This is a genomic window from Pseudomonas flavocrustae (assembly GCF_029872515.1).
GTDB classification, from domain to species: domain Bacteria; phylum Pseudomonadota; class Gammaproteobacteria; order Pseudomonadales; family Pseudomonadaceae; genus Chryseomonas; species Chryseomonas aestiva.
This window is the reverse complement of sequence record NZ_JAPDIQ010000002.1, coordinates 613,890-633,796: the sequence shown is the minus strand read 5'-3', so window position 1 is coordinate 633,796 and position 19,907 is coordinate 613,890. Positions and strand designations below refer to the sequence as shown.

Below are 19,907 nucleotides of genomic sequence, written 5' to 3'. Positions count from 1 at the left end.
CTGGGCTCCCTATAATACGCAGCCCCCGATTCCATCCGCCACGTGGTCCGTCCTATGCGCCTGTTGCTGCTGGTAGCCTGCCTTCTCCTGTCCGCCCTGGCCTGGAGTGCTCCGCCGCCGAAGGTCGGCCTGGTGCTGTCTGGCGGTGCCGCCCGGGGACTGGCGCATATCGGCGTGCTGAAGGCCCTGGAGGAACAGGGCATCCAGGTCGACGCCATTGCCGGCACCAGCATGGGTGCGGTAATCGGCGGCCTCTATGCCGCCGGCTACAGCGCCGAGGAACTGGAACGCATCGCGCTTGACATGGACTGGGGCCAGGTACTGTCCGACCAGCCGCCACGCAAGGACGTGCCCTTCCGGCGCAAGCAGGATGACCGGGACTTCCTGGTCAAACAGAAGCTCAGCTTTCGGGATGACGGCACCCTGGGCCTGCCCATTGGGGTGATCCAGGGCCAGAACCTGGGGATGATGCTGGAAAAGCTGTTCGTGCATACCAGCGATACCCGGGACTTCAACCAATTGGCCATCCCCTTCCGCGCCGTGGCCACGGACATCACCACCGGCGAGAAGGTGGTCTTCGATCATGGTCATCTGCCCCGAGCGATCCGCGCCAGCATGTCGATTCCGGCGGTATTCGCGCCGGTGGAAATCGACGGTCGGCTGCTGGTGGATGGCGGCATGGTCGACAACATCCCCATCGACGTGGCGCGGGACATGGGCGCGCAGCGGGTAGTGGTGGTCGACATCGGCACTCCCCTGCTCAAGCGCCGGGACCTGACCACGGTGCTGGACGTGCTCAATCAGTCCACCACCCTGATGACGCGCAATAATTCCCAGGCGCAGCTGGCGACTCTGGGCAAGCAGGACCTGCTGATCCAGCCGCCATTGGCCAGCTACACCAGCGCCGACTTCAGCGAGGTCAGGGCGCTGATCGATGCCGGCTATCGGGCGACCATGGCCATGGCGAGCGAACTGGCGGTGTTGCGCAAGGACGCGAAAAGCGAGCGCTCCACGGCCGTGGCCGCGGCTCGCGCGCCCAGCAGCCGCACTCCGGTCATCGACGCCATCCGCATCGAGAACGACTCCAAGGTCGAAGACGAGGTCATTCGTCACTACATCCGCCAGCGCCTGGGCGAACCCCTCAATGTCGAGCGGCTGCAGGACGACATGAGCACCCTCTACGGGCTGGATTATTTCGACCAGGTGGAATACCGCATCCGCCGGGACGGCCCTGGCGACAACGTGCTGGTGATCTATGCCCGCGGCAAGCGCAGCGGTACGGACTTCCTGCGGCTGGGCCTGAATCTGTCTGACGACCTGCGGGGCGACAGCGCTTTCAACTTCGGCGCCAGCTATCGCATCAACGGCCTCAACCGCCTGGGCGGCGAATGGCTGACCCGGATGCAGATCGGTGATCACCAGGAACTCTACAGTGAGTTCTACCAACCCCTGGATGTGGGCTCACGCTACTTCATCGCACCCTACGTCGGCGGCGAGGCCCGCAACATCGAGCAACTGGAGCGCAACGACCCCATCGCCGAATACCGCCGCGAGCGCTATGGCTTCGGCCTCAACGTGGGTCGGCAGATCGGCAACAAGGCCGAGGTGCGCCTGGGTATCGGCCATGACTGGGGCAGTACCAAGGTGCATGTCGGACCGCGCGACACGCCGGAGGAATCCTTTACCGAAGGCTTCTACGAGTTGCGCTATTCGTTGGACGATCTGGACGACGTGAACTTCCCGCGGGAGGGCCAGGACCTGGCATTGACGCTCAAGCAGTTCGATCCGAGTCTGGGCTCGGATTCGCGTTACCGGCAGCTGGACCTGCACCTGAACAAGGCGCTCAGCTATGGCTACAACACCTTCGTGCTGGGGGGCGGCCTGGGGCGCACCCTGTCGACGGACAGCGACACCAACGTGGTAACCAGCAGCTTCCTGCTGGGAGGTGCCTGGCAGCTCTCGGGCTATCGGCAGGATGCCCTGTCCGGCCAGAACTACGGCCTGGCGCGGCTGATCTACTACCACCAGCTTACGCAGCGCTCGCTGTTCCCGCTGGACACCCCGGTCTATCTGGGCGGCAGCCTGGAACAGGGACGCATCTGGAATCGGGATGACGACTACGACAGCGGCAACATCAGCGCGGCCAGCCTGTTCCTCGGACTGGACACGCCGCTGGGACCACTCAGGTTCACCTATGGCCTGAGCGACCAGGGCGAACATGCCTTCTACATCAACCTGGGCAATAGCTTCTGATCAGGCGATGCGCGAGAGCAGGATCTCGGCCCGCTCGCGCTGACTGTCGCTACCTTCGCTGACGATTTCCTGCAGCAGCGAGGTGGCGTGCTGGACGTCGCCCTGATCGAGACAGGCCTCGGCCTCGGCAAACCGCCGGGCAATGGCATCGGCCATGAAGTGCTCGTCGAGACTCAGGTCCAGCTCCATGACCGCCGGCAACTCGCCTAGGCCTTCAGGGAAGTCGTCTTCCAGGGAGACTTCCAGGGCATCGACCTGCTTCCACCCGGAATCGGCGTCCAGCTCTTCGGTCAGGGCGATGGCTTCATCGAGACTCAGATCCGCCAGATCCAGATCGTAGTGCTCTTCGGTCACCGGCGCAGGTACCGCCGGCTCGGCAAACTGCAATTCCGCCGACCATTCACTGGCCGGCGCATCGAAGGCCGGCAGGTCGAGATCCAGATCGTCCTCCAGCAGGGGCTCCACCGGATCGGCGGACATCCCGGGAAACTGGGCGTGCAGCACCGCCAGACTCGCCGCCACGCCTCCCAGCGCCAGAAAACGCTGTTCGTGCTCTCTGAATGCCGGAGCCTCGCCCAGGGTGGCCAGCACCCGGAGTAGCAGCAGCCGCAGATCCTGGCGCCGATCATCTTCGGCCAGGCCGCTTTCCAGCACTTCCCGCGCCTGGCCGTAGCGGCCATAGGCGATGTAGATCTCCGCACGACCGGCATGATCGTCGACCGGCGCCGGGGTGGCGGCGACGGCTGCAGGCTTGGCCCTGGACTTGGCAACCACCGGCTGGGTAGCGGCCAGCACCGGCTCGGGCAAGGGCTCGACCATTTCGACATTTTCGACGTCATCCGCGTCGTCGAAGACGACGCCTTCCGCCTTCCGCCGGCGCCACCAGAGCACACCGGCCAGGGCCAGCAGGGCCGCGCCACCCGCCAACAACAGCGAGCGCAGTGACAACAGACCTTCGTCGGTACTGCCCGCGGCAGGACTGGAGGCGGCGGGCGCCGCCTGAGCGGCAGGGCTTTCCGGTGACGGCGGCGCGGGGGCGGGCGTCGGCGTGGACAGGGCCACCGAACGCGCCTGCTTCAATTGCTGCTGCAGACCTTCACGGTCCTGCTGGAGCTGCTCGATCATCACCTCTTTCTGGGCCAGCAGTGCGTCGTAACGCTCCTGCAGCTGAGTCAGCTGACCTTCCAGATCGCCGACCTGACGCCCGAGATCCTGCGTCACCAGCAGGGGCTTGGTGTCTTCCGCAGAGCTTCCAGCCGGCTGCGGCGCCGCTACTGGCGGCGCCACTGATTCCGGTGCCGGTGCCGGCGCAGCGACAGGTGCTGCGGCAGGCGCTGGCGCAGCAGGTGCCGGTGCCGGTGCCGGTGCCAGGGCGGGTGCCGTGGCGACCGGTGCGGCGGGTACCGGGCTGGGCGCGGGCGGCGTGGTCCTGGCCGCTACCGACTGTCGCGGCGCAGGTTCGCTGACACCCACGGGCAGGCGCAGGCGCTGGCCAGCCTTGAGCCGTCCGGGATCATTGTTGGCGAAGGACGCCGGATTGAGGGCGAACAGATCGGCCATGAGCTGCTCGGCCGATCGATTGGCCATTGGCCCCAGGCGCTTGGCGATGCTCCAGAGGGTGTCCCTGGGACGCGTCTGATAGACGCCCTCCCCGGCGGCCAGGTCTGGCGAAGGCGTCAGCCCCTGGCGCGGTGCAGATACGGTTTGGCGGACCACCGGATCGGCGGCCGGGGCGGCGGCGCGAGCGGGCGCCGCCGGGACGGTACTGGCAACGCTGGTGGGTGCGCCACCACTGCGCGGCGGATCCACCAGCAGGGTGAACTCGCGCAGCTGTTTGCCGCCCGGCTGTTCCAGTTGAACGATGAAACCCAGATAGGGCTCGACCAGGGAGCGGCGCGAGGTCACCTCGACATAGCTGCCCGCCGCCGTGCGCAGGTGTGGGGTGAACTTCAGATCGTCGAGGAACTGGGTGCGATCCACGCCGGCCTGGGCGAAGGCCTCGTTCGCCGCCAGATGGATGCGGAAGTCCTCGGCACCGGCATCGCCGATATTGACCAGCTCGATCCGCGCACGCAGAGGTTCGTTGAGCGAAGACTGCAGGGTGATGCCCCCCAGGCCGAGCGCGAACGCCGCTTGAGGAAGAGGGGTCAGCGCGGCGGCCGACAGAAGAACAAAGGCAAGGGGACGGCGTTTCGCGACCATGGATACCGCTGCGTCAGGTATTCGAGGAAACCGGTGTTTTAGCGCGGTGGCTCACAAAAATCGCCTCCGCTACGCTGGAACGTAGCATCGATACCGACAGACGGCAAACCGATGGCCCCGCACGCAATAAAGCGGCCGGGGGGTGGCGTCTGGCGCCAGTAGCGATGCCAGACGCTCCGGCCAGATCCGACCCCGTGGCTGGGCAGAGGCACCCGGGCGACGCCAGCCGCCAGACGGCGGTCAGCCGCGCTCGAGATTGGCCAGGACGCGCTGATGCACCTGCTGGCAGATGGCGATCTCTTCATCATCGAGGCCGCTGAGCAGTTCCTTGCGCAGGGCTTCGGCGATGGTCTCGATCTTCTCGATCAGCGGACCGGCTTCCTGGGTCAGCATGATGCGCTTGGCGCGACGGTCCTCGGTGACCGCCAGACGCTTGACCAGACCCTGCTTTTCCAGGCCGTCCAGCAGCCGTGCCAGGGTCGGCCCCTCGATGCTGATGCTCTGGGCAAGCTCACGCTGGGTAGGCTGGACACCCTTCATCCGGGCCAGGTTCAGCAACACCTGCCAGCGCGCCTGAGACAGCCCCAGGTGGCTCAGGCGCCGGTCTAGCTCGGCGCGCCAGGCACGGGAGACGTGGAAGATCTGGCGGCCAAACAGGTGTGGATCGGTAGGGGTCATTCAGGCTAAACCTTGTACTTGGATTTTCTCATTATTCTGGTTACAGGCAGGGCGGGGCAACCGCCGCGCCTCGCTAGTCCGCCAATTCCGCCTGCAAGGCTGCCCGCACACAGTACAGCGCGCCACTCGCCACCCGCCCCTCGAAGCGCGCGGCGACATGGGCGACCGGCGGCAACTCGCCCTCGTCTTCGAGGAAGGCATCCTGGATTTCCGCCAGCAGATCCTCTGGCAGGTCGAGGGCCTGTTCCAGGGCGATCTGCTGCCCGGCGATGGCTTCGGCCAATAGTGCATAGACATTCTTTTCCGAGCAATTGAGCTGCCGCGCAGCCTGCTCGGGCGTCATGCCGGCGCGTACCAGCGTCAGCACCTCGTGGCGCACGTCAGCGACCGGAGGCGGCGCGGCGTCGCCGTCATTGAGGACGTCGAGGAAAGCCTGGCCATAACGCTCCAGCTTGCGCGCGCCCACGCCGCTGACGCGGCTCATCTCGTCCAGCGAGCGCGGCTGGCTGCGCAGCATCTCCAGCAGGGTGGCGTCGGGGAAGATCACATAGGGCGGCACCGAATGCTCTTCGGCCAGCTTGCGTCTCAGGGTGCGCAGGACCTCCCATAGTTCGCGCTCGTCGGCGCGCACCAGCTGGCTGGCGGCACTGGCTGAGCCGCTGCCACTGCTGCTCCGCCCACGCTGGGGCTTGGGGTCACGGCGCAATTCGATGCGCACCTCGCCGCGCAGCAGCGGCCGGCAACTCTCGGTCAGGCGCAGGCCGCCATAGCCGTCGACATCCACCTCGGCCAGGCCGCGGGCCACCAGCTGGCGGAACAGGGTGCGCCACTCGTCTTCGCCACGGGCCTTGCCCAGGCCGAACACGGCCAGCCGCTGGTGGCCGAGGCTGGTGATCTTTTCGGTCTCGCGACCGAGCAGGATGTCGACCAGGTGCCCTACCCCATAGCGCTGACCGCTGCGGTAGATGGCCGACAGCGCCTGGCGCGCCGGCTCGGTGGCATCCCAGGTCTCGACGGTGTCGATGCAGTTGTCGCAATGGCCACAGGGCTGGGGCAGGTGCTCGTCGAAATAGGCTAGCAGCACCTGGCGCCGGCAACGGGTTTCCTCGCACAGCGCCAGCATGGCTTCGAGCTTGTGCCGCTCGATGCGCTTGTGGCGCTCGTCGCCCTCGGAGTTCTGCATCATCTGCCGCAGCAGCAGCACATCCTGCAGGCCGTAGGCCATCCAGGCGTCAGCGGGCAGGCCATCGCGACCGGCCCGGCCGGTTTCCTGGTAGTAGGCTTCCAGACTCTTGGGCAGATCGAGGTGGGCGACGAAGCGCACGTTGGGCTTGTCGATGCCCATGCCGAAGGCGATGGTGGCGACCATGATCAGCCCTTCCTCGTTGAGGAACCGCTTCTGGTTGGCGGCGCGCACGTCGTTGGGCAGGCCGGCGTGATAGGGCAAGGCGGGGAAGCCCTGGTTGCTGAGCTGCTCGGCCACCTCCTCGACCTTCTTGCGCGACATGCAGTAGACGATGCCAGCATCGCCGCGACGCTCGGCGAGAAAGGCCAGCAGCTGCTTGCGCGGCGCTTCCTTGGGCACGATGCGGTAGAAGATGTTGGGGCGATCGAAGCTGGAGAGAAAACGCTCGGCCTCTTCCAGATGCAGGCGGCTGGCCATCTCTTCGCGGGTGCGGGAATCCGCGGTGGCGGTGAGCGCCAGGCGCGGCACGCCGGGGAAGTGTTCGGCCAGTTGTCCGAGCTGCATGTATTCCGGACGGAAGTCATGCCCCCACTGGGATACGCAGTGGGCTTCGTCGATGGCGAACAGGGCGATCGGCAGGCGCTTGAGGAAGTCCAGCATGCGCGGCTGGACCAGGCGCTCGGGCGCGAGATAGAGCAGCTTGATCTCGCCGCGCTCCAGCTGCGCGGCGACGGCTCGCTGCTGTTCGCCGGTCATGGTGGAGTTGAGCGCGGTCGCCGACACACCCAGTTCCAGCAGGGTGGCGACCTGGTCGTCCATCAGCGCGATAAGCGGCGAGACCACCACGGCCACGCCGGGCCGCAGGAGCGCCGGCACCTGGTAGCACAGGGACTTGCCGCCGCCCGTGGGCATCAGCACCAGCGCATCGCCACCGCTGGCCACACGCTCGATGATCCGGGCCTGGTTGCCACGGAACGCGTCGTAGCCAAAGACGTCTTTAAGGATGCGCAGCGCGGGTTCTGACATGAAGCCTCCTCGAATGGAAAGGCCATTATACGGATGCCGGGGTCACTGCGGCGGTGCTTTTCCGTCGGCCGGCCCCAGGCCGTCGAGTTCGACGTGACCCGGGCGCTCGTCTACAATTCCGGCCGTTCTGCCCTTTCGAATCCTTTCCGAGGTAAGTAGCCGATGTCCTTCGCCGAACAATTGACCCGTCTGCGCGATTTTCTCGATGCAGACGATCTGCACGAAGAAGCGCTCGACTACGTAGCCGCCCATGGCTACCTGACCGCCCTGTCCATCTGCCCGGAAGAGGTTCCCGAACGCGAGTGGATCGATGCGCTCTTCGCCGAGCCACCGCAGTATCGCGATGCCGCCCAGCAGGAAGAGATCGAGCGCTCCCTGGTGCAGCTGAAGGCGCATATCCTGCGCGTGCTGGGCAGCGACGAAGAGCTGGACCTGCCGTGCGACCTGGAGCTCGGTCCGGAGCCGGACGATTCCGAGTTGCGCGGCTGGTGCATCGGTTTCATGGAAGGGGTGTTCCTGCGCGAAGCCGTGTGGTTCGAGGACGCCGAAGACGAAGTCAGCGAGCTGCTGCTGCCGATCATGGTGGGTTCGGGTCTGTTCGATGAGCAGCCGGAATTCGCCGAGATCGCCCAGGACCGCCGCCTGGTTGCCGACATGATGGTGCAGATTCCGGAATTGCTGACCCAGCTGTTCCTGCTCTGCCATTCCCCCGATGAAAAGCCGGCGCTGCTGAAGCCGCGTCACTGAGCAATGGATGAGGCCACTCCGAGACCCCGCCAGCGCAAGGGCTGGGTCCGCTACCTGCTGCTGGGCATCGGCTGGCTGAGCGTGGCCCTGGGCATCATCGGTGCCTTTCTGCCGCTGCTGCCCACTACGCCCTTCCTGCTGCTGGCCGCAGCCTGCTTCATGCGCAGTTCGGAGCGGTTCTACTTGTGGCTGATTAACCACAGGTGGCTGGGGCCCTGGGTCAAACCCTATCTGGAAGGCGACGGCATCCCGCTCAAGGGCAAGGTTTACGCCATTGTCGCCATGTGGATCAGCGTCGGGTTTTCCTGCTGGCTGGTGCCCTACGTCTGGGCCCGGGTGGCGGCTTTCACCAGTTGCGCGGCGGTAACGGTCTACCTGCTCCGGCAGAAGACCCGGCGCTAGCCACCGTCAGGCATGAAAAAGGGCGATCAGCGATGATCGCCCTTTTTCGTGGGTGACGCTGGCGGCGTCAGGCGGCCCTGGCCATGGGGGTGGGCGGTGCCTGATCGGGAACGGTGGGCTCGCCCGGCTCGCTGGGCTGGATGGGCGCCGGATCAGGTTGATCGGGCTCGCCGCCGGCACGGGGCATGGCAAGGGCGACAAAGCGGGAGAAAGCGTCGAGCTGGCGGATCGGAAAGCGGGACATGGGGTGACTCCTCTGCTGACTCTCTAGGTAGAGTGGTCCGGCACCCGGGTAATTCCCTCAGTCGCGCGGCTCTGCTCCGCCATGATTGCGTGCAAAGGTTTCCGGGCCCATGGCGGCGATCTGGCCGTCGATTAGCGCCTCGAACGGCGCCAGCAGGGCATCGAAGCGGCGCGGCGCCTCCAGCGCATTCAACGCCGCGACCACGGCCTCCACGGTCGACAGCGCATCCGGCGCCGGGGCCTTGCGCACCCGGTAGCGCGAGGGCGCGCCAGGCGGCAGGGTGAGCCTGGGCAGGGCCGCCAGCAGTGGATTGACGTGCAGCAGCAAGCGCGCCTTGCGCCAGGTGCCGTCGGGAATCACCAGCAGCCGTGGTGCCTTGGTCACGGCAGCAGGCGGCAAGAGATCGACCGTGATCGCCTCGGGGCCGGGAAACAGCAGCCAGGCGTCATGATCGGCGAGCCAGAGCGGCAGGTCGGGAAAGGTCTCGCCAATCTCCAGCTGCGCATTGCCGAGCCCCAGGGCGGCCAGGCGCGCCGTATTGAGCGGATGGCGCCGCTCGCTGGGATGCTGCAGCAACAGCACCCGCGTGCGGCTGGTCAGCGACGGGATCAGCGCGCACAGGCAGAGTGACAGGGGACGCTGACAGCGCGCGCAAGCGGGACGGGACATCGGGACTTCCGGAGCGAATCGGGGCGGCGATCATACCGGATCACCGCCGCCCTCCCTGACTCAGCGATTGAAGCGGGCAGTGAGGTCGTGCAGGTAGTCGGCCATGCCTTCCAGTTCACGACTCAGCTCCGAGCCGCGACGGGCCTGGGCCGAGCTGTGATCGGAAAGATCGGCGATGCGGCTGATCTGCCGGTTGATGTCTTCGGAGACGTGGCTCTGCTCTTCCACCGCGGTGGCCATCTGCTGGCTCATGGCGGTGATGAGGCTGACCGATTCGCTGATGCCTTCCAAAGACTCGCGTACCGCCGCCGAATGGCGTTCGCTCTGGCGCGAGGTCTCTTCGCCGCGACTGGCGGTGGCCACGGCGCGGTCGGCATTGGCCTGCAGGTTGGCGATGATCTGATGGATCTGCTCGGTGGATTCACGGGTACGCGAGGCCAGCGAGCGGACCTCGTCGGCCACCACGGCGAAGCCGCGACCGGCCTCACCGGCACGGGCGGCCTCGATGGCGGCGTTGAGCGCCAGCAGGTTGGTCTGTTCGGCGATGGCGGTGATGACATCGGCGACGCTGCCGATGCTCTGGGTCGAACTGGCCAGCTCGCCTACGGCCTGGCCGATGTCGCTGACCGCCGCGCCGAGTTCGCGCATGGACGTCAGGCTCTCTTCGGCCTTGTCACGCCCGGAGTGCACCAGGCTCTCGGCGTTGGCCGCCGCCTGAGCGGTCTCCTGGACGTTCTGCGAGACCTCGTGGATGGTGGAGGTCATCTGGGTGATGGCCGCGGCGGACTGGTCGGTCTCGTGGCGCTGCTGATCCAGCAGTTCGGCCTCGGACTGGGCCAGTTGGGAGGATTCGCGCGCCTTGACGCGCACGCTGTCGCCCACGTCGGCCAGCCGGGTCAGGGCCGTCTGCAGGCGCGCGGCTTCGCTGTGCAGCGCCAGATCCAGGCGTGCCGGGGCACCACACTGGTCGCTGTAGGTCGGGGCCACGACGGCACTGGAAAACATCTTCGGATGATCGGCGAGGATGCGCTCGATGCTGGCGCGCTGGCGATAGAGCTGATGACCGCTGATACCCAGGAGCGCCGCGACGATGAGGACCGCTTGAGTCGTGTCGTCGAGCAGGAAGTGGCCGCTCAGGATCACCCCGGTGGCCGCCACCGTCGACCAGCAGGCGGCGATGGCGCTGCCCAGGCGGCGCGTCATGGGCACGGGGGCCTTGCCGGCATTGATGCGGGCATAGAGCTCGCCGGCGCGACGGACTTCGCTGGTGCTGGGCAGCGAACGCACGGATTCGTAACCGATCACCCGGCCCTGTTCGAGGATCGGGGTGACATAGGCGCTCACCCAGTAGAAATCGCCGTTCTTGCAGCGATTCTTGACGATGCCCATCCACGGCTTGCCCTCCTTGAGGGTCGCCCACATGTGGCCGAACACCGGTGGCGGCATGTCGGGATGACGCACCAGATTGTGCGGACTGCCGATCAGCTCCTCCCTTGTATAGCCACTGATGGCGATGAAGGCCTCGTTGCAGTAGGTGATGTTCCCCTGCAGATCAGTGGTGGAGATGAGTCGTTCCTCTTGCTTGAAGGTACGGCCTTGCTGGGTGACCGGCAAATTCGTGCGCATGCGAGTGCCTTATCTAGCGGGTTATCTACTCCGTGCGACATCAACCAGTTCAATGGTGGCCAACTGCCGGCACAGGCGCCAACGGTAACCATTTGGTTATCGTCATACTAACTATCGGCATGTTGCATCTGGGCTTTAAGGATGCGCTGAAATGTTTTGATAAGCGGTTCGCTCAGGCCCCTGGATGACCCGCGGCCAGGCGAGGCACGCGGCTTTTCACGAGGAGGTCCAGGGCCTGACCGGATAGCGCAGCTGGCCGAGCGCCGGTAGCCCTGGACTGCGTGTCGACCTTCCTGAGCGCCCTGGCTGTCCCGATCGCCACGCGACCCGCCAGGGCGATAAATGGCCTAGCCGGTGATCACGGGCTCCAGGGCCTCCAGCCAACAGACCACCGCTACGGCGCCGCCATCGGGAATGCCGCGGACGCGTTCGCCCAGGTAGCTGGCGCGGCCCTGGGCCGGCAGCATCTCCGCGGTGGCCTCGGCGCCCTGGCGGGCGGCGGCGAACGCCGCGGCAAAGGCCTGTGCCGGGCTGGCGCCCGCCTGGGCAGCGGCCAGCAGGGCATCCGCTGCCGGGCGCAAGGCATCGAGCATGGTGCGCTGGCCCGGCTGGGCGCCACCCAGTTCGGCCAGGGCCTGGACGCCACCATCCAGGGCCTGGGCCCATTGCGCCAGCGTGGGTCGTTCCACCCTGTCCAGCAGTTGAGCGGCGCGGATCAGGGCGCAGGCGTAGAAGGGTCCGGAGCTGCCACCGATGGCCCGGCGCAGTGCCTGACCCGTGGCTGCCAGGGCGCTGGCCGGGGTGTACCAGACGCTGGCGGGCAAGGCGCGCATGGCTTCAGCGCCACGGGCCAGGCTGGTGCCCAGGTCGCCGTCCCCGGCGCGGCTGTCCAGTTCGGTGAGGCGGGCTTCGTTGGCCAGCAGGCTGGCGACGACAGCATCTGCCGTCGCCTGCAGCCGCTCCGCCAGGGGACCTGGGGTGCGAGGGGTCGTTTCGGCTGCTGCCGCGGGTGCGGGCAACAGGGTGGGCGCCGCCGGGACCCGGCCGTCACCCGGCCAGGCTCGCGCCCGGGTCGGCGCATCGAGCAGCGCCAGGCGCGCCTCGTCTACCGGCAGCAGCGACAGCGAACAGCCGGGCATGTCCAGGGCGCTGAGGAAGGTACCGGTCCAGGCGCGTTCCACCACCAGGCCCCGCTGGCGCAACTGGCTCAGCGCCGCCCGCGCCACCAGGGCGAGTTCCAGCGGCGGCGTCGCGCCCAGGCCATTGACCAGCAGCGCCAGGCGCGTGCCAGCGGGATAGCCGCCGTCTTCGATGAGGGTATCCAGCAGCCGCGCCACGGTGCCGTCGGCGCCCAGTCGGGGACCGCGCTGGACGCCCTGCTCGCCGTGGATGCCGAGGCCCCATTCCACCTCGTCGTCCGCCAATTGGAAACCCGGATGCCCCACCGCCGGCACCGTGCAGGCACCCAGGGCGACACCCATGCTGCGCAATTCGGCACTCGCGGCGCGGGCCAGCGCAGCTACCTCGGCCAGGGGGCGCCCGGCGGCGGCCGCTGCGCCCGCGAGCTTGTGGATCAGCACGGTACCCGCGATACCGCGGCGCCTTTCCGGCGCCACGGTATCGCGCAAGGCGGCGTCGTCCGCCACCAGCACCGTCTCGACCGGAATGCCTTCGCTGCGCGCCAGTTCGGCGGCCAGGCCGAAGTTGAGACGGTCGCCGGTGTAGTTCTTGACCACCAGCAGGGCGCCCGCGGGACCGGCCGCCGCCCGGATGGCCGCCAGCACGGCATCGACGCTGGGCGAGGTGAAGACGTCTCCCGCCACCGCGGCGGTCAGCATGCCCTCGCCCACATAGCCGGCATGGGCCGGTTCGTGGCCGCTGCCGCCGCCGGAAATCACCGCGACCGGGCGATCTCCCGTAGCGGCCAGGGGCTGGCGCAGGATGACCTGCTCCTCGGCCAGCAGGGCCAGGCCGGGATCCAGGCTGACGAGGCCTTCGAGCAGTTCGCGAACCACAGCGGTGGGGCTATTGATCAGCTTCTTCATCGGGGACTCCTGAGGGCGAGAGGTCGCCGCAGTATGGCACGGGGTCCCGGGCCTGCCTGGCAGCGACCTGAACGGCCGGCTGACAGGCGCGCAACGGCCTTCCGCCGGACCGGGACGGCAGGCTATCGTTGGCGTCGGAAGCTTTTCACGACCGGGATGTCTCACGCTGTTAGCCAGCCGCTCTCCTGCGAGCGCACCCCACCGAGGTCCGTCATGCCGATCAAGATCGTTCCGCGCTCTGCCTGCCTGGGGTCGGAGATCACCCCCGAAGCCGTCTACCTGTCCCGGCGCCAGCTGCTCGGTGCCAGCGGCGCCCTGCTCGCCGGCGCCGCCCTGCCCGGCTGGGCGCTGGCGGCCGCTTCCAGCTATGGCGACGTCGAAGCCGCCAAGGGCCCGGACTGGTTCGAACGCAAGCTGCCTGATACCCGCTGGCAGGCGGCCACGGTCAAGGGCGAGGACATCACGCCCTTCAAGGACGCTACCCACTACAACAACTTCTATGAATTCGGGCCGGACAAGAGCGATCCCGCCGCCCATGCTGCGCAGTTGCCCACCCAGCCCTGGAGCGTGGTAGTCGATGGCGAGGTGGGCAAGCCCGGCACCTACGGGCTGGAAGACCTCTTCGGCCCCGACACCCTGGAAGAGCGCATCTACCGCATGAGGTGCGTCGAGGCCTGGTCCATGGTCATCCCCTGGCTGGGCTTTCCGCTGGCCAGCCTGCTCAAGCGCGTCGAACCCACCGGCAAGGCGCGCTACGTGAAGTTCGAGACGCTCAAGGACCCGCAGCACATGCCCGGCATGAACTCCAGCTTCGCCCTGCTGGACTGGCCCTATGTGGAAGGCCTGCGCCTGGATGAGGCCATGCATCCGCTGACGCTGATGACGGTGGGCATGTACGGCCGCGTGCTGCCCAACCAGAACGGCGCGCCGCTGCGGCTGATCGTGCCCTGGAAGTACGGCTTCAAGGGCATCAAGTCCATCGTCCGCATCAGCCTGGTGGCCGAGCAGCCACGCACCACCTGGCAGGGCATGGCGCCCAACGAGTACGGCTTCTATGCCAACGTCAATCCGGAAGTGGACCACCCGCGCTGGAGTCAGGCCCGCGAACGGCGCCTGCCCAGCGGCCTGTTCAGCCCCAACGTGCGGCCGACGCTGATGTTCAACGGCTATGGCGAGGAAGTGGCTTCGCTCTACAGCGGCATGGATCTGCGGAGAAACTACTGATGGGACTGCTGCTCTGGCGGGTCGCGGTGTTTGTCGCCGCACTCTGCCCGCCGCTGTGGTGGCTGTACCAGGCCTGGATCTTCGCCCTAGGTCCGGACCCGGGCAAGGCGCTGGTGGACAAGCTGGGGACCGGCGCCCTGGTGCTGCTGCTGCTGACGCTGAGTCTGACGCCGCTGTCGCGCCTCACCCGCTGGAAGCTCTGGCCGGTGATCCGCCGTCAGCTCGGCCTCTGGACCTTCACCTATGCCCTGCTGCACTTCCTCGGCTACCTGGCGTTCGTGCTGGGCTTCGACCTGTCGCAACTGGGCGTGGAGTTGCAGCGCCGGCCCTACATCATCGTCGGTGCCGCGGCGCTGCTGATCCTGCTGGCTCTGGCCGTCACATCCAATCGCCCCGCCATGCGCCGCCTGGGCAAGCGCTGGAAGGAGCTGCACCGGCTGGCCTACCTGGTGCTGGGCCTGGGGCTGCTGCACTACCTCTGGATCGTGCGCTCGGACCTGGAAGAGTGGGCGCTCTACGCCGCCATCGGCGCCGCGCTGCTGGCCTTCCGGCTGGTGGATGGCTGGCGCCGTAAGAGACGCAGTCGGACAACGACCGTATCTGCTCATTGATTGCCACCGCCAAGCCAGAGGGGTTCGCCCTTCATGCCTCAACACCATAGGGGTGGTATTAAGGACGTCTGCGTAGGAATGCGGGCGGACCCCCACTACTTGTTGGCACAGGGGTGGTAAGAAACAGGCCTGGCGTCAGCGAGCCAGGCCGTTGCCCTGGAAACGGTCGATCAGCGCTGCGCGGCCTGGCGCAGGCCCTTCAGGGTGTTGAGCGGGGCATCCACCACGAAGCTGTTGGCCAGCCAGGACGGCACGCTGCCACCCGGCTCGCTCTGGGCCTCGTAGGTCACTTCCGAGCCGCCGTTCTTCGGCACCACGCGCCACTGGCCCTGGAAGCTCGCGACCCGTACGTAACCGTCGGCAGCGGGACGATAGTCCGACTGGCCTTCGAGGGTGCGGGTGAAGCCGCCATCGGGAGTCTTCTGCTCGGTGATGTGCAGCACCACGTCACGGGCGGTCACCGGCCAGGGCATGTCGATGCGCATGTAGGTCCAGGCCTGATTGTCCTGACGCTTGAGCACCTGCAGCGACTGGCAGCGGAAGATCCATTTGCAGGAACCGACGGGGTCGTCCTGCAACTTGGCGATGGTGGCCGGATCGGCCTTGATCTGGACCACGCCGCGGTAGGCCTTGTACTTGGACCCGGCGACGGCGCGGGTATAGACCTGGATGCCATCTTCCTGCTTGGCGAGTTGCCAGTCCTCGGCCTGGGCCAGGCCGGTGGCTGCGAGCAGGGTCAGGGCGAGGATGGAGCGAAGCGGCTTGTGCATGGGACGTCCCTTGTTGTTGTGGTTGTCGGAGAGCGCAATTCAAAACCGGATCAGGCGGCGGTTTCACCTTCGAGGCGCAGCAGGATGGCCATGGCCTCGGCACTGCTGGTGCCGCAGAACGCCAGCTCGGCCTGGAAGCCGCCGCACACCGCCGGGCGCAGCGGCGAGCCGAACAGGTCGCAGCGGTTGGTGCTGTCCAGATGGGCGCAGCGCACCCCGGAGGGCTTGCCCTGGGGCATGCGTGGCAGCGGTGAGGAGATCGAGGGCGCGATACAACAGGCGCCACAACCCGGACGGCACTCCATGGGTGAAACTCGCAGATAAAGAGGCTTCAAGCTTAAGAGCAAGGCCGGGGCCTCACAAGCGAATCGTGACCAGATGCTGCCATCGAGTCATGAATGTAACATTCATTCGCACCTCGCCACGCAACCCCGCGGCCTTTCCACCGTCTTATCTGCGATGAGCGAGGCGGCTGGCCCGAGGGCGTGACGATGAAGCATTGGCTGGTGCTGGACCTGGAAGCGACCACCGACGAAGGCGGCTGGCCACTGGAGTTGATGGAGATCATCGAGATCGGCGCGGTGATGGTGGATGCGGCGGGCCAGGAGCTCGATCGCTATCAGAGTTTCGTCCAGCCCCGGCGGCTGCCGCTGCTGACGCCCTTTTGCCGCGACCTCACCCATATCAGCCAGGCCGATGTCGATGGCGCAGAGCCTCTGGAAAGCACCTGGCCGACCTTCGAGGCCTGGCTGGGCGCCTATGAGACCACCCTCGCTGGCTGGTGCAGCTGGGGCGATTTCGACCGCCGTCTGCTGGAGCGGGCCTGGCGCGAATACGATCTGCACACCCACCTCGCCCGGGTCCCGCATCGCAATCTCAAGCAGGCCTTCGCCAAGGCCCGTGGTCTGGCGCGTCCGCTGGGTCTCACCGCCGCCCTGGAATCGGCGGGACTGGCCTTTACCGGGGTACTGCACCGCGCCGAGACCGACGCGCGCAACACCGCCAAGCTGATACCCGCCAGCCTGCCGGCCCTCGCGCGCTAGCCTCGTCTGGAGCGGTGACAGTGGGCCTCGGCCTTGGGCATACTCGCCGACGGTCCCAACCGCTCTCGCACAAGGAAATCCGATGTTCAAGGTCAACGAATACTTCGACGGCACCGTCAAATCCATCGCCTTCAGCCTCAAGTCCAAGCCTGCCACCCTGGGCGTCATGGCCCCCGGCGAATACGAATTCGGCACCAGCCAGCTGGAAGTCATGCACGTGGTGGCCGGCGCCCTGACCGTCAAGCTGCCGGGCAGCGAGACCTGGGAAACCTTCGCCGCGGGCAGCCAGTTCACCGTGCCGGCCAATGCGAAGTTCCAGCTCAAGGTCGCGGAAGACACCGCCTATCTCTGCGAATACCACTAAGCTCGGGGAGCCGTACGGCTCCCTCGTCTTGGGCTCCGTCATTCGGCCGCGTGGGCCGGGTGGCGGGAGTCCGTTGTCCCGCCTGAACGCTTCCGCTTCGCCTCGGTCCTAAGCGACACCGCCGCTTTCGGAGTCGTCGCCATGTCGCCAGTCGCAGCCCAGGGCCCTCGCCAGCCGAGCCACGCCCGTCCCTTCGAGCACCAGCCCCGGAATCTCCCGACGCACGGGATAGCCCTTGCGCAGGGCGTCGAACGCCTGAGCCCGCGCCTGGGCCGGCAAGGCGAGGGTCGCGCGTAGCGCCGCATCGTCGTCGCGCGGGTCATAGACCGCACGACAGACGCGCCTGAAGGCCGTCGCCTCGGGCGTATCCGCACCAAACACCAGGCGCTCCAGCTGCTGCGGCGGCAACAGGTCGCTCAGACCCAGCCGCGGTGTTTCCCCGGTCCAGGCGCAGAAGGCCGCGTAGATCTGCGCCGTGCCGCGCCATTTGCCTTCCAGGCTGTGCCCGGCGATATGGGGCGTCACCAGCTGACAGAGACGGGCCAATTCAGGATCGATACCCGGCTCGCCTTCCCAGACATCCAGGGCCACCGCCAGCTCGGCGCCACCAGCCAGATGGGCACGTAGCGCGGCGTTGTCGACTACCTCGCCCCGGCAGGCATTGAGCAGCCAGCTGCCCGGACGCAACCTCGCCAGGCGCGTCGCCTCGAACAGGTGCAGGGTGCGCTGTTCGCCGTCACGGATCAGCGGGGTATGCAGACAGAGCACGTCGCAGCGCTCCAGTAACTCGTCCAGGCTGTGGAAGTCGCCCTGCTCGGTCGCCTGACGTGGTGGATCGCAGACCAGCACCGTCCAGCCCAGTCCGCGCAGCGCCTCGGCCAGGCGGCCCCCGACTTGGCCGGCGCCGACGATGCCATAGGTGCGCCGGGCCAGGTCGGCGCCAGCGCCATCGGCCAGCGCCAGCAAGGCGCCGAGCACCCAGTCCACCACGCCGCGGGCATTGCAGCCAGGCGCATTGCTCCAGCGGATACCCGCCTGATCCAGATAGCCGAGGTCCAGATGATCGGTACCTATGGTGCAGGTGCCGACGAAGCCGACCCGAGATCCGGCCAGCAGCGTCTCGTCGACGCGGGTGATGGAGCGCACCAGCAGCGCATCGGCGCGACTCACGGCGGCGCGGTCGAAGGCGCGACCGGGAAGGCGTTCGAGGGTGGCGTGGGGGCCGAAGAAGGCGTCCAGCAGCGGTATGTTTTCGTCGGCGAGAATGTGCATGCCTGGGCACTCGCAAGGGCGGGGACCGGCACTTTAGCAGGCCAGCGGCAGCCGGCAACGGTCGCCGCGAGGGTTGCCACCCGGGCCATGAGGACTAGACTATCGGCCCCGAAGCTGACCGAACGATCAAGTGACCGCCTCCCTGCCCCGCATCAGACGTGAATTCGGCGCCCTGCTCTCCCTGGCCGCGCCCATCGTCATCGCCCAGCTCTCCCATTCGGCCATGGGCTTCGTCGACGCCGTCATGGCCGGCCGTGTCGGCCCGCTGGACCTCGCCGCCGTCGCCCTGGGCAACTCCGTGTGGATTCCGGTGTTCCTGCTGATGACCGGCATCCTGCTGGCGACCACGCCCAAGGTGGCCGAGCGCCACGGCGGCGGGCGCAGCCAGGAGATCGGTCCGCTGGTGCGCCAGGCGCTCTGGCTGGCCCTGGGGTGTGGCCTCATCGCCAGCCTGCTGCTGCTCAATGCCCGACCGCTGCTGGTGGCGATGCATGTCGACGCCCAGCTGATCGGCCCGACCCTGCTCTATCTCAAGGGCATCGCCCTGGGCCTGCCCGCCACGGCCTTCTACTATGTGCTGCGCTGCTTCAGCGACGGCCTCGGGCGTACCCGGCCGGCGATGCTGGTGGGCCTTGCCGGGCTGGCACTGAACGTGCCGCTGAACTGGATCTTCATCCATGGGCACCTGGGCCTGCCAGCCCTGGGCGGCGCCGGGTGCGGCTTCGCCTCGGGCACGGTGATGTGGGCGATGCTGCTGGCCATGCTGGCGATCATCCGCACCGAGCGATATCGCGCCTGCGCCATTTTCGCCCGCTTCGAGCGACCGCACGGACCAACGCTGCGCGCCCTGCTGGCCATCGGCGTGCCCATCGGCATCGCGGTGTTCGCCGAATCCAGCATCTTTTCCGTGGTGGCCCTGCTGATCGGCGAGCTGGGTCCGACCGTGGTCGCCGGGCACCAGGTGGCGCTCAACTTCTCCGGTCTGGTGTTCATGGTGCCCCTGGCCCTGGGCATGGCGGTGACAGTGCGGGTTGGCCAGGCGCTGGGGCGCGGCGAGCCGCGCGAGGCGCGCTTTTCCGCCGGGGTCGGCATGGCCGCCGGGCTGCTCTGCGCCTGCGTTTCCTGCACCCTGATGCTGACCGCGCGCACGGCTATCGCCGGCCTCTATTCCCAGGACCAGGCGGTGATCCAGCTGGCGGCCTCGCTGCTGGTGTTTGCCGGCATCTTCCAGTTCTCCGATGCCATCCAGGTGACCGCCGCGGGCGCCCTGCGTGGTTACCAGGACACCCGCGCGACCATGGTCATCACCCTGCTGGCCTACTGGGGCGTGGGCCTGCCGGTGGGCTGGGCGCTGGGGCTGAGCGACTGGTTCGGGGCACCGCGGGGTCCGGCCGGCCTCTGGCAGGGTCTGGTACTGGGACTGACCTGCGCGGCCATCCTGCTGTCGGTGCGGCTGGCGCGCAGTGCCCGGCGACGCATCCACAGCGCCAAGCCCTTGCTACACTGACCCCCTCTCGTCGGACGGCCCCAGGCCGTTCAGGACGG

General features: G+C 67.4%; 18 protein-coding genes and 1 pseudogene. 8 read left to right on the top strand and 11 right to left on the bottom strand.

The features are described 5' to 3' along the window. The first annotated feature begins 54 nt into the window (after positions 1-54). Positions 55-2,253 (top strand): patatin-like phospholipase family protein, encoded by a 2,199-nt coding sequence (locus tag OMP44_RS07695; protein ID WP_273861727.1) that lies wholly within the window; start codon positions 55-57, stop codon positions 2,251-2,253. Here the strand turns inward: OMP44_RS07695 and OMP44_RS07690 are convergent, their stop codons facing one another. From OMP44_RS07690 to recQ, 3 genes are all read right to left on the bottom strand, one after another. Next, positions 2,254-4,455, bottom strand: a complete 2,202-nt coding sequence (locus tag OMP44_RS07690; RefSeq protein WP_280307235.1) for a FimV/HubP family polar landmark protein — start codon at positions 4,453-4,455, stop codon at positions 2,254-2,256. A 240-nt stretch (positions 4,456-4,695) separates the two neighbouring features. Continuing rightward, positions 4,696-5,133, bottom strand: a complete 438-nt coding sequence (locus tag OMP44_RS07685) for a MarR family transcriptional regulator (RefSeq protein WP_007162293.1) — start codon at positions 5,131-5,133, stop codon at positions 4,696-4,698. A 73-nt stretch (positions 5,134-5,206) separates the two neighbouring features. Further along, positions 5,207-7,345 (bottom strand): DNA helicase RecQ, encoded by a 2,139-nt coding sequence (gene recQ, locus OMP44_RS07680; RefSeq protein WP_273861725.1) that lies wholly within the window; start codon positions 7,343-7,345, stop codon positions 5,207-5,209. Positions 7,346-7,507: 162 nt separating this feature from the next. Between recQ and OMP44_RS07675 the strand changes: the two genes are divergently transcribed. Together OMP44_RS07675 and OMP44_RS07670 are read left to right on the top strand one after the other, a co-directional pair. Continuing rightward, positions 7,508-8,092, top strand: coding sequence for a UPF0149 family protein (locus OMP44_RS07675; RefSeq protein WP_133859232.1), 585 nt, complete (start codon positions 7,508-7,510; stop codon positions 8,090-8,092). 3 nt (positions 8,093-8,095) lie between these two features. Next, entirely contained in the window at positions 8,096-8,494 is a 399-nt protein-coding gene (locus tag OMP44_RS07670) for a YbaN family protein (protein ID WP_133859233.1), read from the top strand. A 67-nt stretch (positions 8,495-8,561) separates the two neighbouring features. On the opposite strand, the gene OMP44_RS07665 is transcribed toward OMP44_RS07670, so the two are convergent. The 5 genes and pseudogenes from OMP44_RS07665 to OMP44_RS07650 form a co-directional block, all read right to left on the bottom strand. Next, positions 8,562-8,738 carry a hypothetical protein gene (locus tag OMP44_RS07665; protein ID WP_187979140.1) on the bottom strand — a complete coding sequence of 59 codons (177 nt, stop codon included), beginning with the start codon at positions 8,736-8,738 and terminating at the stop codon, positions 8,562-8,564. Positions 8,739-8,795: 57 nt separating this feature from the next. Further along, positions 8,796-9,407: a tRNA-uridine aminocarboxypropyltransferase gene (locus OMP44_RS07660; protein ID WP_187979139.1), complete on the bottom strand. Its 612-nt coding sequence runs from the start codon at positions 9,405-9,407 to the stop codon at positions 8,796-8,798. A 60-nt stretch (positions 9,408-9,467) separates the two neighbouring features. Then, on the bottom strand, positions 9,468-10,610 hold the full coding sequence (locus OMP44_RS07655) for a methyl-accepting chemotaxis protein (RefSeq protein WP_405046469.1): 1,143 nt from the start codon (positions 10,608-10,610) through the stop codon (positions 9,468-9,470). Between the two features lie 93 nt (positions 10,611-10,703). Continuing rightward, positions 10,704-11,033, bottom strand: a pseudogene (locus OMP44_RS24910) (PAS domain-containing protein); the annotation flags it as partial. A gap of 347 nt (positions 11,034-11,380) precedes the next feature. Next, complete coding sequence (locus OMP44_RS07650) at positions 11,381-13,078, bottom strand: dihydroxyacetone kinase family protein (RefSeq protein ID WP_280307232.1); 1,698 nt, start codon at positions 13,076-13,078, stop codon at positions 11,381-11,383. Between the two features lie 213 nt (positions 13,079-13,291). Here OMP44_RS07650 and msrP point away from each other — a divergent pair, with 213 nt between their 5' ends. Both msrP and msrQ read left to right on the top strand, forming a co-directional pair. Continuing rightward, complete coding sequence (gene msrP, locus OMP44_RS07645; RefSeq protein ID WP_183630263.1) at positions 13,292-14,302, top strand: protein-methionine-sulfoxide reductase catalytic subunit MsrP; 1,011 nt, start codon at positions 13,292-13,294, stop codon at positions 14,300-14,302. Beyond that, positions 14,302-14,913, top strand: coding sequence for a protein-methionine-sulfoxide reductase heme-binding subunit MsrQ (gene msrQ, locus OMP44_RS07640; RefSeq protein ID WP_280307230.1), 612 nt, complete (start codon positions 14,302-14,304; stop codon positions 14,911-14,913). Before msrP ends, msrQ begins: the two co-directional genes overlap by 1 nt. A 170-nt stretch (positions 14,914-15,083) precedes the next feature. On the opposite strand, the gene OMP44_RS07635 is transcribed toward msrQ, so the two are convergent. Together OMP44_RS07635 and OMP44_RS07630 are read right to left on the bottom strand one after the other, a co-directional pair. Continuing rightward, positions 15,084-15,683: an START domain-containing protein gene (locus tag OMP44_RS07635; RefSeq protein ID WP_280307228.1), complete on the bottom strand. Its 600-nt coding sequence runs from the start codon at positions 15,681-15,683 to the stop codon at positions 15,084-15,086. A 50-nt stretch (positions 15,684-15,733) separates the two neighbouring features. After that, a complete protein-coding gene (locus OMP44_RS07630) occupies positions 15,734-15,988 on the bottom strand; it encodes a YkgJ family cysteine cluster protein (protein WP_027597778.1) in 255 nt (84 codons plus the stop codon). A gap of 186 nt (positions 15,989-16,174) precedes the next feature. Between OMP44_RS07630 and OMP44_RS07625 the strand changes: the two genes are divergently transcribed. Together OMP44_RS07625 and ppnP are read left to right on the top strand one after the other, a co-directional pair. Further along, positions 16,175-16,726, top strand: a complete 552-nt coding sequence (locus OMP44_RS07625) for a 3'-5' exonuclease (RefSeq protein ID WP_273861721.1) — start codon at positions 16,175-16,177, stop codon at positions 16,724-16,726. An 82-nt stretch (positions 16,727-16,808) separates the two neighbouring features. Then, a complete protein-coding gene (ppnP, locus tag OMP44_RS07620; RefSeq protein WP_027597776.1) occupies positions 16,809-17,090 on the top strand; it encodes a pyrimidine/purine nucleoside phosphorylase in 282 nt (93 codons plus the stop codon). 108 nt (positions 17,091-17,198) lie between these two features. Here ppnP and pdxB read toward each other — a convergent pair whose 3' ends face one another. Continuing rightward, entirely contained in the window at positions 17,199-18,362 is a 1,164-nt protein-coding gene (pdxB, locus tag OMP44_RS07615; RefSeq protein ID WP_280307225.1) for a 4-phosphoerythronate dehydrogenase PdxB, read from the bottom strand. Positions 18,363-18,492: 130 nt separating this feature from the next. On the opposite strand from pdxB, the gene OMP44_RS07610 reads away from it, so the two are divergent. Further along, the gene (locus OMP44_RS07610; protein WP_273861720.1) at positions 18,493-19,869 is read left to right on the top strand and encodes an MATE family efflux transporter; all 1,377 of its coding nucleotides are present in this window, start codon (positions 18,493-18,495) and stop codon (positions 19,867-19,869) included. Positions 19,870-19,907: the final 38 nt, after the last annotated feature.

Excerpts from the sequence above, each read along its gene's own strand:
- pdxB (WP_280307225.1), bottom strand. The coding sequence starts at position 18,362 with ATGCACATTCTCGCCGACGAAAACATACCGCTGCTGGACGCCTTCTTC.
- OMP44_RS07695 (WP_273861727.1), top strand. The coding sequence starts at position 55 with ATGCGCCTGTTGCTGCTGGTAGCCTGCCTTCTCCTGTCCGCCCTGGCC.
- OMP44_RS07660 (WP_187979139.1), bottom strand. The coding sequence starts at position 9,407 with ATGTCCCGTCCCGCTTGCGCGCGCTGTCAGCGTCCCCTGTCACTCTGC.
- OMP44_RS07635 (WP_280307228.1), bottom strand. The coding sequence starts at position 15,683 with ATGCACAAGCCGCTTCGCTCCATCCTCGCCCTGACCCTGCTCGCAGCC.
- msrQ (WP_280307230.1), top strand. The coding sequence starts at position 14,302 with ATGGGACTGCTGCTCTGGCGGGTCGCGGTGTTTGTCGCCGCACTCTGC.
- OMP44_RS07650 (WP_280307232.1), bottom strand. The coding sequence starts at position 13,078 with ATGAAGAAGCTGATCAATAGCCCCACCGCTGTGGTTCGCGAACTGCTC.
- OMP44_RS07685 (WP_007162293.1), bottom strand. The coding sequence starts at position 5,133 with ATGACCCCTACCGATCCACACCTGTTTGGCCGCCAGATCTTCCACGTC.
- recQ (WP_273861725.1), bottom strand. The coding sequence starts at position 7,345 with ATGTCAGAACCCGCGCTGCGCATCCTTAAAGACGTCTTTGGCTACGAC.
- OMP44_RS07675 (WP_133859232.1), top strand. The coding sequence starts at position 7,508 with ATGTCCTTCGCCGAACAATTGACCCGTCTGCGCGATTTTCTCGATGCA.
- ppnP (WP_027597776.1), top strand. The coding sequence starts at position 16,809 with ATGTTCAAGGTCAACGAATACTTCGACGGCACCGTCAAATCCATCGCC.
- OMP44_RS07690 (WP_280307235.1), bottom strand. The coding sequence starts at position 4,455 with ATGGTCGCGAAACGCCGTCCCCTTGCCTTTGTTCTTCTGTCGGCCGCC.
- OMP44_RS07655 (WP_405046469.1), bottom strand. The coding sequence starts at position 10,610 with ATGACGCGCCGCCTGGGCAGCGCCATCGCCGCCTGCTGGTCGACGGTG.
- OMP44_RS07625 (WP_273861721.1), top strand. The coding sequence starts at position 16,175 with ATGAAGCATTGGCTGGTGCTGGACCTGGAAGCGACCACCGACGAAGGC.
- OMP44_RS07670 (WP_133859233.1), top strand. The coding sequence starts at position 8,096 with ATGGATGAGGCCACTCCGAGACCCCGCCAGCGCAAGGGCTGGGTCCGC.
- OMP44_RS07630 (WP_027597778.1), bottom strand. The coding sequence starts at position 15,988 with ATGGAGTGCCGTCCGGGTTGTGGCGCCTGTTGTATCGCGCCCTCGATC.
- OMP44_RS07665 (WP_187979140.1), bottom strand. The coding sequence starts at position 8,738 with ATGTCCCGCTTTCCGATCCGCCAGCTCGACGCTTTCTCCCGCTTTGTC.
- msrP (WP_183630263.1), top strand. The coding sequence starts at position 13,292 with ATGCCGATCAAGATCGTTCCGCGCTCTGCCTGCCTGGGGTCGGAGATC.